Raw genomic sequence first — 15,682 nt, forward strand, 5'->3', positions numbered from 1 at the left:
GAGGACATCAAACCATCCCCGCTCTTGGGATACGCGTCCGACTGCAATAGTCATATAAACGGAATCTCCAAATCTAAATTAATGAGTAAATATGATTTCGGGTCGAAAACGACCAAACTACGTAGCATCGAGATAAATGATAGACGCAAACGCAATTGTGAGAGAAATTTACTTTTCTTAATAGACTATTTTAGGTTAGGAATCGTTTTTTTTCCAGTTTTGATGAATTTCTGGGTTAAAAAAACCTAAAGAAACCTTGTAATCGCCTATTTGACTCAAATTTTATCGGTAGTTTCTTTCTCATCTTTGACATCCTCTCTCAGCAACCCTAGCGGGTCTGTAGGGGGATTCCCTGGGTCGCCCCAAAGATTTCCTGTTTCACTGCCCGTGGCTAGACACCGTTACCGATGCCCCGCTACCTCGACTCCATAGGCATTTTCGATTTCCCGTTGCCCACGGTTACTCATGACTTGAGCAGCTGCCACATCACAAGGCTTAACTGACCCGCAGTTGGCTCTAGCTGGAATTCCCATGTCATATTAAGCATGTCTACGTAACAAAAAATACTGTGTAAACTGTTCACTTTGTCCATGCTTTGCTATACCACTAACCAAGCTTTCACCTATGGTTGGAGTACTGCGAAGTTCTTCTGATAATGTGAGTTTTGCTTAAGAATGCTCGGAAGTACGACGCGGTGAATGAGAAAGCGAGAGATAGGGAGATGTTTCTATGCAAACAATCCTAGCTTTCAAAAAATGCAAATTTTCGTTGCTTCCCCGTGTCTCCTTTTCTCTAAAGAATTTTGGCTACATTCTTATCTATAACTGATGTTCTGATAGTCAAAGCCAATAAGTTTCGGATGACAAAGTCGGGGATTTGTGAACTTCGAGCGACGGAAACAAAATCTTTTAAAAAATCCTCGTTTAAACCTCAAGGACTTTGTACTAATCTTGTGAGCCTTGGTGATAAGAACAATGGCGGTCAAATTAAGTATAAAAAAAGATGTCGTTGAGACATCTTTTGAATATTAAACGGGTTTGATTGTTGGATCCTGATTCAAAGAGCTTTAGGCATCTTTCATGGTGGGGGGAAGCTTGATTTTTTTCGCTAAGCCCAGCATTTTGAGTAGGTTAATTGTCATCCAAGTAATATCTAATTCCCACCAGTTCAAACCGTGACGAGCTGAGTATTCAAAGGCGTGGTGGTTGTTGTGCCAGCCTTCGCCGTAGGTTAGGAGGGCAACCCACCAGCAATTGCGGGATGTGTCGTTGGCTTCATTGCTCACATAACCGAATTTATGGGTTGCGCTATTGACAAACCAAGTGCAGTGGAAAACGACGACGAGGCGTACAAAGATTCCCCAAATAACAAAAGGCCAGCCGCCCCATGCAAAGAGCAAAAGACCTAAAACGACTTGGATGGGAACCATGAAATTTTGACAAAATCTGTAGAATGGGTCTTGGTTGATGTCTCTGGTGTAACGCTCAATTAGGGAACGAGCAGGAATCTCGAAGAGCATCCAACCGATGTGACTCCACCAGAATCCTTTTAGGGAGTTGTGGGGATCTACAACGTCATCTGAGTGTTTGTGGTGAATGCGGTGCAAACCAATCCAGTCAAGGGGACCGCCTTGACATGCCAATGTTCCACAAAAAACTAAGAAATATTCGAGCAGTTTTGGAACTTGAAAGCTCCGGTGTGAGACGAGACGGTGGAAGCCAAGGGTAATGCCTATTCCACCGGTAATCCAATGAAATAGTAGGCAAACGCCAACGGCCTGCCAGCTGAAATTGCTTGGTAAAAAGGCGAGTAGAGCGACAATGTGGATGAGGCTAAAATAAATTACCGTGGTCCAATCTAGGGAAAGTTTTTTTGAAGTGGCAACAGTCATGAAAAGTCCTTTCTGGAGGGTTTGGTTGAATCTAAGACACCGTCTGCTTGACTATAGTGCATTTGTGGGGGTGCTTGGATTTTTGCTGGGGTGGAAACGATGCAAAGCATTGTAAGGCTTGGGGTTGTGGGATGTTTCGGTTGTACTCGTTTTATTGTTTTGGAACAGTCGAAAATCCGTGATATTTGAAAGTTTTGCGAGGGAATTTAGCTTTAACTTTTCTTTCGCTTCGCTTTCTGGGTAAAAGCAGCGGCTTTCTTCATCAAAATGGCTTCTATTCTACATTTGTTCACGGGCTTAGGCAAGTATTGAATGGCTTTTTGGGGATGATTTTTGAGGGGTGATGGGGGCAAATCGCTGATATGATAAGCAGACTAAATTGAATGGTTCTGTTTTGATATGACTCCTGCTGAGAGAATTCATCGGGCGATCGCCGCGCTTACATCCCAATTTTTAGATATAGATCGACGGACTCAGCATAATCTTCAAAAAGTTTTAAGGGCATTCCAGAATCATAGGGTTGGGGTGCATCATTTTAGTAGTGTGAGTGGTTATGGTCATGGTGATCTAGGACGGGAAACGCTGGATAAAGTTTACGCAGAGGTAATGGGTGCGGAAGCTGCAATTGTCAGAATTCAGTTTGTGTCGGGAACCCATGCGATCGCCGCGGCTTTGTATGGTGTGCTGCGGCCGGGAGATGAGCTTTTGGCTGTTGTCGGAGCGCCCTATGACACATTAGAAGAAGTGATTGGTCTCCGGGAAAAAGGACAGGGATCTTTAGGGGAGTTTGGGATTGGCTATCGGCAACTGGAATTGACTGCAGCGGGAACGGTTGATTGGGAAAATTTACAAACCGCAGTTAAGCCAGAAACCCGCATGGTTTTGATTCAGCGGTCGTGTGGTTATTCGTGGCGCAAAAGTTTATCGACAACGGAAATCAAGCGCATTGTTGAAACGGTGAAAGCGCAAAATTCTAACACCGTTTGCTTCGTCGATAATTGCTACGGTGAATTTATTGAAACTCTTGAACCGACTGCGGTTGGTGCTGATTTGATGGCAGGTTCTCTCATTAAAAACCCCGGTGGTACTATTGTGACGGGTGGGGGGTACATTGCCGGGAAAGCCCCATTGGTTGAACAGGCTGCTTGTCGTCTCACAGCTCCGGGCATTGGCAGTCATGGTGGGGCAACCTACGACCAAAATCGCTTGCTATTTCAGGGCTTATTTTTAGCGCCACAGATGGTCGCCGAAGCTGTTAAATGTACGTTGCTGGTTTCTCAAGTTTTTCGCGATTTAGGTTACGAAGTTAAACCTTTACCCAGCGAACCAAGGCAAGACGTGATTCAGGCGATTAAGCTGGGTTCTCCCGAAAAATTACTAGCGTTTTGTCGCGCTTGGCAAAAATTTTCGCCAGTGGGTTCCTATCTCGATCCTGTGCCTGCGCCCATGCCGGGTTATGCCAGCGATTTGGTGATGGCTGGGGGGACGTTTATTGATGGCAGCACTTCAGAACTTTCTGCGGATGGGCCATTACGGGAGCCTTATATCGTTTTTTGTCAGGGGGGCACTCACTGGACTCACGGGGCGATCGCCCTAGAAGCAGTGTTAGAGGCATTTGCTGAGCTATAGACCTGTCACGCTGCTGTTATTGTTGCGGGATGTACGGTTGGCGACGGCTTGTACTAAACCGATGGCAATAAAGTTCGTGAGGAGCGATGAGCGTCCATAACTGAGCCAAGGTAGTGGAATCCCGGTAATTGGGGCAACGCCGAGGGTCATGCCAACATTGATGAGAACCTGAAATAAAATCATTGAAAGCACACCGACGGCAATCAGTGAGCCAAAATTATCTTCGGTTTTGCAGGCAATGCGGATGAGTCGTAAACACAAAATCCAAAATAAAATCATTACGGCGATCGCCCCGATAAAGCCTAATTCTTCACCGATCACTGAAAAAATAAAGTCCGTATGCTGCTCAGGTACATAGTTCAGTTGGGTCTGGGAACCCTCGTACAAACCTTGTCCCCATAGTTGCCCAGAGCCGATGGCAATGCGCGATTGAATTAAGTGGTAGCCGCCCCCTAATGCGTCTTGTTCGGGATTGAGAAATAATGTTAAACGGGCTTTTTGGTAATCTTTGAGGAGGCTCCAAAAAAATCCTGCACCAGCTCCTGCGGCGGCGTTAACGAACATTGTGCCAATTGTGCCAAACCACCGCCATGGGAGGCTAAACCAGGCGATCGCCCCGACGAGTCCAAACCAAATTACCCAAGCAGGGAAAAAGGCATTAAACATCACCGCCGATACCAGAGGGGACATCATTAATACTAGCCAACCTAGATTCGCGTTTGCCCAATAGATCATGCCCATGCCAATCGCGCCAAAGACCATTGCTGTACCAAGGTCTGGCTGGAGAGCAATAAACAGCCAAGGCACAAAAGCAACGGCTGTTGCTCGCAAAATATTAGGAATACTGGCAGCTGTGCGTTTGTGGAGTAGTGCCGCAAGGGTCAAAATCAAACTAATTTTCGCAAACTCTGAAGGCTGCACATTAAATCCCCCTACGCCAATCCAACTTTGTGCGCCATTGACTGTTGCACCGATCGCCATTACCGCGATTAGGGAAACAAGACTCAAACCGTAAATAATCCAATGGCCAAAAACTAAGGCTTGGTAACGGGTGCGGGCAATTAGAAAACAAAAAATCAGACCAATAATTGCGGTTATCCAATGTTGTCGCCAATCGATTATGCCGACATTGAGCTGGGCGCTACGGATCGCTAAACCGGCAATGGCAGTTAGGGCGATCGTCACAGTCATGAGCCACCAATCTATTCCTAGCCAAGGGCTAAGCCAATTTAAGGTGGGACGGACAATATAAGTCTGGAAAGGATTACGACGAGGGGATCGACGAAACATAATTGACGCTAAGGGTAAGCGTTGTGAAAAAATTACCCCTATCTTGCCATAGTTCAGTTATCAGTTATCAGTTATCAGTTATCAGTTATCAGTTATCAGTTATCGGAATTTTGATTTGAGTAATTTAGGTTTGCTGAAAATCGAGGGCGATCGCCTCGGAGATGTGATTGAGGTTGTGTTCTTCTAGTTTGGTGAGTAAACCTTTGAGGATATTGGGGATAATCCAAGGCCCTTCGTAAATCCAGCCGGTGTAGAGTTGGAGAATGGTTGCGCCAGCGGTGATTTTTTCCCAAGCATGGTCGGCGTTGAAAATTCCGCCTACGCCGATAATCGGTAATTGGCCTTCGGTTTTTTCGTAAATAAAACGAATCACTTCGGTGGATCGTTGCCGGACGGGAGCGCCACTAATGCCGCCTGCTTCTTCGGTGACTGGATTGCCGGTTTGTTTGAGGATTTTTGTTTTTAAGCCTGTGCGTTTGGTGGTTGTATTGGTGGCAACGATGCCGGAAAGTTCGTAGGCTTGGGCAATTTTGAGGATGTTGGCGATCGCCTCCCAGTCCAGATCAGGCGAAATTTTAATTAAAATCGGTTTATTGTTGGTGTTCGCTGTTTGGAGGGCATCGAGAATCGGCTGAATTTGTTCGCCACCTTGGAGCGATCGCAGACCCGGTGTATTGGGCGAACTGACATTGACGACAAAATAATCGGCGACGGGTTCGAGATATTCAAAACTGCCTTGGTAATCTGAAGCGGCTTGGTCGAGGGGCGTAATTTTAGATTTACAGAGATTAATGCCGATGGGAATGGTGCGTGGCTCGATTGACCAACTTTCGGCCAAGGTTTTTGCCATTACTGACGCGCCAAGATTATTTGCTCCTAAACGGTTTAAAGCAGCTTTGTCTTCCGGTAAACGAAATAAACGCGGTAAAGGATTTCCGGGTTGAGCGTGCAGTGTTACGGCTCCCATCTCCGCAAAGCCAAACCCAAAGCGTGACCACATCCCCGCTGCCATGGCATCTTTGTCACAACCCGCAGAAAGTCCGACGGGATTGGGAAAATCTAAACCCCAAAGTTTCTGTTCTAGCCGCGCATCTCGCACACAAAAATCTGCTTCCATTTGCGTCTTGGCAAATTGGCTCCACACCATCTCCGGCGATCGCTCTAACCAGTGGAGAGTTTTGATAAGCTGGCGATGTCCTTGCTCAGGATTACTTTTAAACGCGGCTAAAACGAGGGGATAGCTGGGTTTTGCAAAGTTTAGTAGCGCCATGAATACAGAAAAATGAAGACTCATCCCAGTGTAGCGAGGATTGGAATCAGCACATCATTTTCACAGGAGTTGGCTATGGTTAATGGGAATTATTTTGAACGTTTTGATGTTGCTTTTGCCGCGATCGCCAATAATTTGTCAGCGCGAAAGTGCCAAAGTAAGCACTTATGCCCAGAGTCATCCCGACCACAGTACAGCCCGCAAATAGCGTTGTGATAAAACTTACGCCTGCCACACCCATTTCCGCCCAAGACTCTAGCTGAGCAACACTAAAATCTGAGCGCTGCTGGAGAACAACCTCGCCCACTCGAAAATTAAAATAATAAATCGGCACATAGGTAAACGGATTACTAATCCAAGTCCCCGCTGCCGCCGTAAATTTATTGCCGCGAATAATCGTCGCCAGAAATAATCCCAGCAGTGTTTGCAGACCAAATAAGGGAAAACATCCCGCAAACACCCCGCAAGCCCAACCTCTGGCGATCGCCTCGGATGTACCTTCTTGACGGCGAATTTTCAAATACCAATACTTGACCCAGCGTAAAAAAGGGTGTCGAACACGTTTCCGAGACAATGGCTGACTCACCACCATAGAACTATCGGTCAATAGATAAAAAAAGAGGGGCTTGTATATCCCCTATCTCTATCATTACAAAAAGTTAAGAACTTTGGCCAAACTGTCGAGCGTAAACGACTTCTTCTTTATCTGATTCCAGTTTCACATCGGAGCTGGGATAAGCCACACAAAGTAAGGCATAACCTTCCTCTTGAAGATCCGGCGATAAACCAATACCCTCTTCCCGAGTGACTGTTCCTTCTGTAATCAAAGCTGCGCAGGTGGTACAAACCCCCGCACTACAGGATGTCGGTAAGTCGATTTGATTTTCGTGGGCAGCTTCTAGAATCGTTTGATCTTCCGGAACTTCGATATTGTACGTCTCGCCACGGTGCTTAATTTCGACTTTGTAAGTAGTGGTCATAGAAGGAAAAATATGCGATTTCTTTAGGGTTTCTTTAGGCAAGTATTTTACTTGACAGGGCGCACATTAAGAAATGTCGCTAATTCTAAATGTTGATTGCGAGTTCCTCCGTCTGAACAAAAGCCAGTGATAGCTTAAATGGCGAAATTGTTTTTTTAAGCACTTTTCCCAGCAACCTCTAAAGCAAGTTTTACAACGAAGAGTAAATTTATGTATAACGGCGGCACGAAGAAAGATTATTTACAGGCGGCTTTGGTTGCCGGCCTCGGCGCAGGTGTAGCGACATCCTTTGCTGTGAGCCAAGGTCAAAATCCCTTGATCGCCCTTGCTATCACCTTGATGGCTTCTGTCTTTGCGATGGTTTGCCACCGTTATGACTTGATCTAAGGGCTTCTCGCAAAATTTTAAGTTGTTTATTGTTTATTTTGTCGCGTAATTTCTAGCTATTTTTTAAGGTCACGATGAAGGCGATCGCCATGATGAGAGTGGGTACTCCAGAGGTACTCACTCTTTTAGATTTTCCAGAGCCAAAACTTGTTACACCGCATCATATTTTAGTGAAGTTAGCCGCAGCGGGCGTTAACCCGATTGATACAAAAATCCGGAGCCGAGGCACGTTTTACGACGATCCTTTACCCACGATTCTCGGCTGTGATGGTGCAGGGGTTGTAGAAGCTGTCGGCGCTGAGGTCAAAGGTCTCCGGGCGGGAGATCTCGTTTATTTTTGTGATGGTGGTCTCGGTCAGGCGGGTACTGGTAATTACGCTGAATACGCGGTTGTTGATAGTCGTTTTGTTGCGAAAAAGCCAAAAAATCTATCTTTTCCCGAATCAGCCGCAGCGCCTTTAGTACTTATTACGGCTTGGGAAGCCCTCGGCGATCGCGCTCGCATTCAAGCAGGGCAAACAGTCTTAATTCATGCTGGGGCTGGTGGCGTTGGTCATGTGGCGATTCAGCTAGCAAAAAATTGGGGCACAAAGGTGATTACGACGGTGAGTACGCCGGATAAAGCGCGTTTAGCTCGGCAACTGGGAGCGGACGAAACCATTCTCTACAAAGACACTGATGTTGCGGAGGCGGTTTTAGATCTCACTAATGGTGAAGGGGTTGATATTGCCTTTGATACCGTAGGTGGTCAAGTTTTTTGGGATACAGTGCCAGCGGTAAAAGTGTACGGGGATTTGGTGACGATTTTGGAGCCGGATTTTAGTTTGGATAATCTCAAGCTCGCCCGCAAACGTAATCTGCGGATTGGTTTAGAACTGATGCTAACGCCAATGTTGACGGGTGATGTGGCGGGACAAATTCACCATGCCGAAATTCTCAAACAATGTGCAGAATGGTTTGAATCTGGCAAACTACACATTCATCTCGGACAAACTTTTCCTCTCGCTGATGCCAAGCTTGCTCACGCGGCGATCGCCACAGGTTCAACAACCGGAAAAATCGCGTTAACAATACCCTAAAAATTGATCACAAAAAATGACTAACCCAACGTCAGTTCGGGTTAAGGAGTTATCTGAATACCTTGAAGACACGGGGACATTGGGATCGGGAGACACGGAGAGGGGGAGACACGGAACATCAACGGACATCCACATTAAAATTGTTTGAATGAAAAATCGCCCCATCCCTGGCTCTCCTTTTCGCCGCGTCATCATTCCAGACCATGCTTAAACCGAACTCAGGTTCTAAACCATCGGCTGCCTAAAATTTCATTTCAAGGTTGAACGACAATACTGCGTCAGGCGCATCTTCACTCAGTCCGAATAGCAACGCGACTCTAGGTTCAAGCACACGATCTTTACCAAGGCTAGTTTCAAAGTAAGCCGCAGGGCCAATAAAGTGAGATTGCTCTTCGGTACCGCCGAAAAATTCTTCCAATTCGCCATAGGCTTCGATGCCCAACGAAACAGATTCACTGACAGGAGTAGAAGCGCCGAAAGCGTAAGCCAAGCCTGCGTCTTCATCTTCGAAAGGAATCTCAACGATGAGATTACCAATCAGGTTAACGTCGCCAACGGTGACTTCTCCGATCGGGCCAATTTCAAGGGCACCTTTATCAATACCACCTTCATTGGGGATTTCAAGCCCGGCAAAAAGACCAAAAGCACTGCCATGTCCGTGACCGTCATGATCCTCGTCATCATCATGACCATGCTCTTCTTCACCTGATGTAAATAGAAACACGTTCGTGAACTCAATGCCTTCAACTTCTAGGTTGCCGCCTTCGATATCTGCTAGCTCAATCGCGAAAGTCGGTTTCCAGAAATCAGTAACGCCATAGCCAAGAGCAAACTCAAAAGCTGCCGCTTCTTCTCCATCTTCGACCTCGCTAAGGGTAACGCCTGAAAGGGCTTCAAGTTTGAACTTGCCTTTGTCTACATCGGGGTGAATGATTTCAAAGACTTGTGCCTGTGCGGAAGTAGCCTGGAATGCCCATAGGAACAGACCCGGCAAAAATATTTTTTTTAGTGACACCATTATTGAAAGACTCCAAGGATTAGAAAAACAGATCGGATAAAGACAGGCCCATAGAGTGTATTAACTCTAAGAATGATAATCATAATCATTTTTGCTTGGTTGTCAATTCACCATTGGCAAATTAAGAGGAGGCAAATCTCTGGAGGCAAGACAGACTGGCGAATATCGCCATATTGATAAAAAATGACAATGCGGAGGTCACACCCCTGCAGTGACGGGTGACCTGCTTGGAATGCAGTAATGACAAATGACAACGGCACGTCTAATAGTGCACATGAGTAGGCTGAGGGCGATCGCCACCGACTTCACCGCAGGCAAAACTTCTCTGGATATCGCCCAAAAAAGAAAAAAGTGGCTAGTGTAAAACACCAACCACCTTATCGAGAGTGAGGAAACAACTTAAAGTAAAAAACGTGTGAAGAGAATCGACGTTTCTTAGAAACTAAATAGAGTACGAATCGTACCGACAACAACGCTGTCATTGCTGTCATCGTGGTTTGGAGAAGTTAACCAAACAAGACCGGGCGTAATGGAAATGTTGTCGTTGATGGGGTACTGATAGAAGGCTTCGATGTGAAGTGAAGTATCAGGATCTTCAATCGAAGCACCGTTGAATGTGATGTTGGAGTCCGTGACGCGAGGCTCCATACCAACGATCAATCCACCGAGGGCACCATCTTTGCCGAGGTCTGGTAACGCCACAGTGGCTGCCCAGTTCCAAACTTCCGCAGAACCATCCGTTACCGCCGCTGTGCCATCAACAGTCTCGATGTCGCTGTAGCCAACCCAGCCGCCGAGGACAAATTTATCGGAAATAGACCAAGATGCCTGAACACCAAAGGAGTTTGCTGTGGTGTCGACAGTATTGCCAGTTAATTCACGGAGATTTGAGTTGTTGCTACCAGTACCGGTATCGCTGAGGTTGTAGCTGTTGACATAGGTCAACCCTAGCTCGAAGCGATCGCTCGGTGTGAAGTGAAGCTGGGCTAATGCGCCATAAGCGCCGTTAAATAAACCATTACCGCCAGAAGGATCATTGGCATCGGGAGCCATGTAGCCAACGCCCAGATTTACTTTGTCGCTGAAGGAGTAGTTGAGGCCAATACCTTTATCTTCGATGAGGTAATAGATTGGGTTTCTCGTACCAAAGGCAGTAATCGAACCTTCGTTACCATCGCCATCGAGGAAGGGATTAACTGTACTTGCAAAATCATCAGACGCACCAGCATTGGCGGCGATCGCCACCTCTAGTTTGTCGCCGATGGGAAAGGCATAGACTAAAGCATCAACTTCGACATCATTACCATTGTCGCCAGCAAAGCCCAAGGTTCCTTCATTGGTTCCAATGTCGGGAGAGTTTAGATTTTCAGCAAGCAAACGTACACGAAGATTGTCTTCGCCAGTGAAGCTTGTGTCCAGGTTCAAACGGACACGATTACCGAAGGTGACTTGATCATCGTCTGCTGCACCGCCTGTTCCGGCGATCGCCGCAAAAATAACTTTCCCTTCCAGTTTTGTTGTGGTGGAAAATTGGTGATCTTCGAGAAATTCAACGCGACCCTCAAGATCATCGACACGAGCACCAAGGGTTGCCAGCTCTGCTTCAAATTCTTGAACAAGTGCGCGAAGACGAGTGATATCTGCTGCATCAACGTCAGTGCCGCCACCCACAATCAAACGCTCAATTTGCTGCAGACAAGCGTTTAGGCCTGCTGCAAACTCGTAACGGCTGAGGGGACGGTTGCCGCGAAAAGTACCATCGGGATAACCGACAATGCAGTTATATTTTTCGACGAGATTACGCAGTGCATCAAATGCCCAGTCGCTGGGTGCAACATCCCGCAGTTGGAAAACGCTGTTGACCTGACCAAGGTCGCCGCTACTTTGGGTCAATAGATCATCCTGCATAGACAAATAGTCTGTCTCAAGGGCGATCGCCTCAGAAAGAGAGCCGCCAACCAAGGCGATTGTCATCGCTGTCGTGACTCTAAATAGACTTTTCATGAAAAACTCCTTACACACAAAATGTCTGGTCGTCCAAACCTCCAAGTGACTCACATACACACGGCTGCACTTTGGATGACAGACTAAAAACAGGAAAAATGGATCACATCAACTGCAAATAATTGGCAATTAAGTCAAAGTCAAGATTACGAAAAAATCCTCCCAGTGTCAACTTTATTGAGAAACTTTAGATATAAAGCCGTTCATTTATGATGGAGCGAAGTTGTCTAAAGCTGAAAAAAGATAAGTCTAAAAGGCTTATTCTGACCACATTCTCGTAAGATTTGCGACGCTTTTAGAGAGCAGGTCAAATTCATTGGTTTTGCCAGATTGCGCGAAAAGACTACGGCGTGTCACTTCAAGGTCAAATAAAATTTCGCGGTGTTGAGGATCGCGAATATAGCTCTGAATCCAGCCGACAGCCACTAGGCGCATCCCTGAAGTGACTGGATTAACGCGATGCAAGCTTGTCGAAGGATAGGCGATCACATTCCCCGCAGGGAGTTTATAGCCCTGTTCTGCATCGGCACTTTCGATGACTAATTCACCACCTTCATACTCGTCGGGTTCGTTAAGAAATAGCGTAAAGGAGACATCAGAGCGCATGCCTCCCATCAGGGCATTATCGGTGTGGCGACCGTAGGACATCCCTGTGTCGTAGCGACTAAACAGCAGGGTATGAATGCTTTTTGGACGAATTCCAGATTGCACGAGGGGATGGTCGTTTAAGGCTTTTTTGACTTGCCGTTTGAGACTATCTGCTTGTGGAGTTTTAGAGATAAGCTGCTGATTGTTTTTAACAAGTTTGGCATGCCAACCCGCCGTTAATTTACCATCTATAAACTCCGCTGACTCCAGCACTGTGAGGATATCAGCGATTTCTTCTGGGGTTAAAACCTGAGGGATGGCAAACAGCATGGGTGGGTAAGAAATACAAAAAAAGGCGATCGCCTTGGGGATCACCAAAACGATCTAACCTTAAATTTAGTGGAGATGAAACCGTCGAATCTTTAAAGATTCGATTCGATCTCAACAATTAAATTCAAAACTTCTTGGGGTGTCTTGACTGGCGTTTCGGGAGGCATTGGTGCAGGCCAAGCTGTTTTTAAATCGGTAAACGCTGTGGCGATCGCTGCACTTGCGTCTGCGTCTAAATCACCAGCAACTTTCTCAAATAACATTTCGCCATACATGACAAAACCACGAGAATCTTGGTACTCGACTGCTTCAACGAATACGCCATCGGCAATGGATGCCGCATATTCTTCCCCAGCTACCACCAGTAAATTTTTCACCACATCCATCACAAACTCAGGCTCTCCAAGGTATTCATCACCCAGTTGGGCGATCGCCCCATCCACCGCAGCAATAGAAGCATCCAAACTAGTCACCAGTTCAGGAGATTCGGGCGAAGTTTTGACAATGTCATGGGCAGCATTCAAAGTATCTTTAAAATCCTCAACACCCCGTTCCGGCAACTCATCTTCGATATCACCATAAATTTCCTCGACAGGATGACCAATGTGAGGTTCAGATTGCTCAAATTCACCTGCCGCGACAAGCTCTTCAGCAACCATGAGGTGACCTTTCATCAAGCCTAGAGCCGTCATATAGTCGATATCAGGGTTCCCACTAGCCGCACCTTCACCGCCCTCGCCGCCTTCGCCACCATGGCTATGCCCAGACTGATCCTTTTCTTTTACTTCTTCCGTTGTTGCAGCTTCATCACCCTCTGCACCCCCACTAACTTCAGGAGTCGGAGTACCACAGGCACCAAGGCTGGCCGCTAGCCCTAAGGCAAGAAACATCTCAACAGGTTTAATGGGTTTCATAAAATTAATCAAAATAATTTGCAATAAGAGAATAAAAGCCAAGGCTAATTTTAATATTATTAATTGTCAATAATTGACTGGCTAGACAGCTCCTCAAATATTTGTTGTTCAGTGTTTTTTCAGTGGGTGGTATGAGCTAGCGCGTCACGGTAAAAAAATGTGAATTGAGTCAGATTTTTAAGCTTCTGATGGAGAGAGCACATCAAAAAAGCCCATGCAACCATGTTCGGCAATGTAGTCTTGGTGGGGATGAAACATATATTTGCCAGTGAAGGGGTAGGCAAATTCGAGAATGTGGCGTTCTGCAGTTCCCATTGTCACCACATCGCTTTCCTCATTGGGAGTTAATGTGCGGCCTGTGCGATAAAGCTGGAAAAAGTTGGCGTGTATATGGAACGTTACTGCCACATCAAATTCGATCATATTCAGGATGTATAAGCGCACCAATTGATTTTGGACAATCGGAATTGGGCGATCGCGGAAAACATTAGGAATGCCATTGAAGGCATAGAGCTCATTTTTTTCGTCATTGTTAATGTCATAGCCTCCCATCACAAGAACCATTTCATCGGCGGGCGGGCGACCTTCTGGCGGATCAATAATGAACATCCCAAATAGGCCTTTACCAATATGGCGTGTCACTGGTGCAACATGGCAGTGGTAGAGATGAACACCATAGGGCATCGCATCAAATTCGTAAACCATTGTTTTCCCGTGGCGAACTGGTTTGACACCGTCCATTTCTTCTGGATGAGTCCCATGGAAATGGAGTGTATGGGAATGTCCGTCTGCATTGTGAAAAATAATGCGGAGGCGATCGCCTTCCGTGGCTCTGAGGGTGGGGCCGGGGACGCGGCGGTTAATATTCCAACTTATATACTTAATAGCTGCATTAAGGTTAATCTCGGTGCTATTCGCTTCAAGATGATACACACGTATCTTGCGGCCCTCTTCTTCAATTACCTCACCATAATTAAAATCACGAAGAACCTGCATCGGGTCAAAACCATTTTGCTCGATGCTTTGTCGATCAAGCTCCACCGGAGGAATTTGTGCGGCATTGGCTTTTAGCGGTTGAGCCCAGAAGTTTCGATAGGCAGCGGCGGCGATCGCACTAACCCCAAATCCCGCTAATCCCCCGAGAAAGAAATGGCGGCGATCTAACTGTCCCGAAAAAAAATTCCTAGGAAATTTGGACATATACATCAAAAGCAAATTATGAAACCGAAATGCTCCTCTCGAATAAGTCTTTGATAGTTTTATTTTTTTCTTCTATCTGGTTACTTTCTCGAACCAAAAAATGTTCATTTGTAAAAAAGAATTATTTGTAATGAGAAGGCTTCTAGCTAGTCAAACAATAATTTGATAATGATTCCTAAGACATTCCGTTCGAACAGGAACCTGTAGACGCACTATTATTACCGAGCGTTTCTAGAAGTTCACAGGCATAGGCCATGCAAGTGCCGCAGTCGGCTCCTACTCCTATCGTTGCTGTTAGCTCTTGGGGAGAACAGTTTTGCTGGGATACTGTTTGACGAATTTGCTTTTCGGTAATTCCACGGCAAATACAAACGTACATGGCAACCTCATGTAAAAAAAACTTGGTTTTTAATTGCTACTACTATGATCTATTTTTTCGTTTATTGCAAGTAATTTTCATTAACTTTTAAGGGACTACGGAAAATTCAATTTTTGTGACTTCTTTGGAATGCTTATGGATCTTGCTGTAGTAATCTATATATAGTGAGGGGTTACGGATTAGTGAATCCCTAATGACTAGAAAATAGGCTAAATGTAATGCAAGGAAAATCTGCCATTAATGTGCAACTTAATGCTGTACTAAAATCACAACTAACAGCGATTAACCAGTTCTTTCTTCACGCGAGAATGGCCAAGAACTGGGGTCTAGAAAAGCTCAACGGGCAGGAATATAAATATTCAATTAAGGCAATGAAGCAGGCCGATGTCTTAATTGAGCGAATTCTGTTTTTTGGTGGCTTGCCAAATCTCCAGAGTTTGGGTCGCTTGATGATCGGTGAAGATGTCCCAGAAGTGCTCAGTAATGAGTTGGCGACGGCTCAGACAATCCGTACTGAGTTGGCTGCTGTGATTCAATTTTGCGAGCAGGAGCAGGATTATGTCAGCCGCGACCTACTGTCAGAAATCTTAGAGGAAACAGAGGAGCAAATTGACTGGTTTGAGACGCAGCAATGGCTCATTGAAAATTCTGGTTTGCAAAATTATTTGCAATCTATGGTTTAGTTCTGTGTCGAAGTAACGTATTTATTATTTTTAGAAGAAA

Annotated in this window: 16 protein-coding genes; 4 read left to right on the top strand and 12 right to left on the bottom strand. The window is 45.8% G+C overall.

Annotation, left to right across the window (positions count from 1 at the left end; all coding sequences use genetic code 11):
- Positions 1-401: 401 nt before the first annotated feature.
- Positions 402-533 (bottom strand): hypothetical protein, encoded by a 132-nt coding sequence (locus NIES208_RS19570; RefSeq protein ID WP_282956255.1) that lies wholly within the window; start codon positions 531-533, stop codon positions 402-404.
- A 533-nt stretch (positions 534-1,066) separates the two neighbouring features.
- Positions 1,067-1,891, bottom strand: coding sequence for an acyl-CoA desaturase (locus NIES208_RS01970; protein WP_075889188.1), 825 nt, complete (start codon positions 1,889-1,891; stop codon positions 1,067-1,069).
- A 399-nt stretch (positions 1,892-2,290) separates the two neighbouring features.
- Here NIES208_RS01970 and NIES208_RS01975 point away from each other — a divergent pair, with 399 nt between their 5' ends.
- Positions 2,291-3,520, top strand: coding sequence for a methionine gamma-lyase family protein (locus NIES208_RS01975; protein WP_075889190.1), 1,230 nt, complete (start codon positions 2,291-2,293; stop codon positions 3,518-3,520).
- Here the strand turns inward: NIES208_RS01975 and rodA are convergent.
- The 4 genes from rodA to NIES208_RS01995 all read right to left on the bottom strand — a co-directional run bounded on the left by rodA (position 3,515) and on the right by NIES208_RS01995 (position 7,060).
- The gene (gene rodA / locus NIES208_RS01980; protein ID WP_084176501.1) at positions 3,515-4,810 is read right to left on the bottom strand and encodes a rod shape-determining protein RodA; all 1,296 of its coding nucleotides are present in this window, start codon (positions 4,808-4,810) and stop codon (positions 3,515-3,517) included. The two genes, NIES208_RS01975 and rodA, sit on opposite strands and share 6 nt — an antisense overlap.
- Positions 4,811-4,934: 124 nt before the next feature.
- On the bottom strand, positions 4,935-6,080 hold the full coding sequence (locus tag NIES208_RS01985; protein WP_075889192.1) for a quinone-dependent dihydroorotate dehydrogenase: 1,146 nt from the start codon (positions 6,078-6,080) through the stop codon (positions 4,935-4,937).
- Positions 6,081-6,159: 79 nt separating this feature from the next.
- Entirely contained in the window at positions 6,160-6,687 is a 528-nt protein-coding gene (locus tag NIES208_RS01990; RefSeq protein ID WP_225875228.1) for a DUF2062 domain-containing protein, read from the bottom strand.
- A gap of 52 nt (positions 6,688-6,739) precedes the next feature.
- Positions 6,740-7,060, bottom strand: a complete 321-nt coding sequence (locus NIES208_RS01995; protein ID WP_075889196.1) for a 2Fe-2S iron-sulfur cluster-binding protein — start codon at positions 7,058-7,060, stop codon at positions 6,740-6,742.
- A 210-nt stretch (positions 7,061-7,270) separates the two neighbouring features.
- On the opposite strand from NIES208_RS01995, the gene NIES208_RS18800 reads away from it, so the two are divergent.
- Both NIES208_RS18800 and NIES208_RS02000 read left to right on the top strand, forming a co-directional pair.
- On the top strand, positions 7,271-7,447 hold the full coding sequence (locus tag NIES208_RS18800; RefSeq protein ID WP_171971692.1) for a hypothetical protein: 177 nt from the start codon (positions 7,271-7,273) through the stop codon (positions 7,445-7,447).
- 74 nt (positions 7,448-7,521) lie between these two features.
- On the top strand, positions 7,522-8,526 hold the full coding sequence (locus NIES208_RS02000) for a zinc-dependent alcohol dehydrogenase family protein (protein WP_075889198.1): 1,005 nt from the start codon (positions 7,522-7,524) through the stop codon (positions 8,524-8,526).
- Between the two features lie 241 nt (positions 8,527-8,767).
- Here NIES208_RS02000 and NIES208_RS02005 read toward each other — a convergent pair whose 3' ends face one another.
- From NIES208_RS02005 to NIES208_RS02030, 6 genes are all read right to left on the bottom strand, one after another.
- A complete protein-coding gene (locus NIES208_RS02005; protein WP_075889200.1) occupies positions 8,768-9,544 on the bottom strand; it encodes a hypothetical protein in 777 nt (258 codons plus the stop codon).
- 435 nt (positions 9,545-9,979) lie between these two features.
- The gene (locus NIES208_RS02010; protein WP_225875229.1) at positions 9,980-11,518 is read right to left on the bottom strand and encodes an iron uptake porin; all 1,539 of its coding nucleotides are present in this window, start codon (positions 11,516-11,518) and stop codon (positions 9,980-9,982) included.
- 288 nt (positions 11,519-11,806) lie between these two features.
- Positions 11,807-12,466, bottom strand: a complete 660-nt coding sequence (locus NIES208_RS02015) for a Fe2+-dependent dioxygenase (RefSeq protein ID WP_075889204.1) — start codon at positions 12,464-12,466, stop codon at positions 11,807-11,809.
- Between the two features lie 92 nt (positions 12,467-12,558).
- Positions 12,559-13,380, bottom strand: coding sequence for a hypothetical protein (locus NIES208_RS02020; RefSeq protein ID WP_075889409.1), 822 nt, complete (start codon positions 13,378-13,380; stop codon positions 12,559-12,561).
- A gap of 177 nt (positions 13,381-13,557) precedes the next feature.
- Positions 13,558-14,580 carry a multicopper oxidase domain-containing protein gene (locus tag NIES208_RS02025; protein WP_075889206.1) on the bottom strand — a complete coding sequence of 341 codons (1,023 nt, stop codon included), beginning with the start codon at positions 14,578-14,580 and terminating at the stop codon, positions 13,558-13,560.
- 175 nt (positions 14,581-14,755) lie between these two features.
- Positions 14,756-14,959, bottom strand: a complete 204-nt coding sequence (locus NIES208_RS02030) for a (2Fe-2S)-binding protein (protein WP_075889208.1) — start codon at positions 14,957-14,959, stop codon at positions 14,756-14,758.
- A gap of 218 nt (positions 14,960-15,177) precedes the next feature.
- Here NIES208_RS02030 and bfr point away from each other — a divergent pair, with 218 nt between their 5' ends.
- Positions 15,178-15,642: a bacterioferritin gene (gene bfr / locus NIES208_RS02035; RefSeq protein WP_075889210.1), complete on the top strand. Its 465-nt coding sequence runs from the start codon at positions 15,178-15,180 to the stop codon at positions 15,640-15,642.
- Positions 15,643-15,682 lie beyond the last annotated feature (40 nt).

It is taken from the genome of [Limnothrix rosea] IAM M-220 (assembly GCF_001904615.1).
In the GTDB taxonomy this organism is placed as follows: domain Bacteria; phylum Cyanobacteriota; class Cyanobacteriia; order Cyanobacteriales; family MRBY01; genus MRBY01.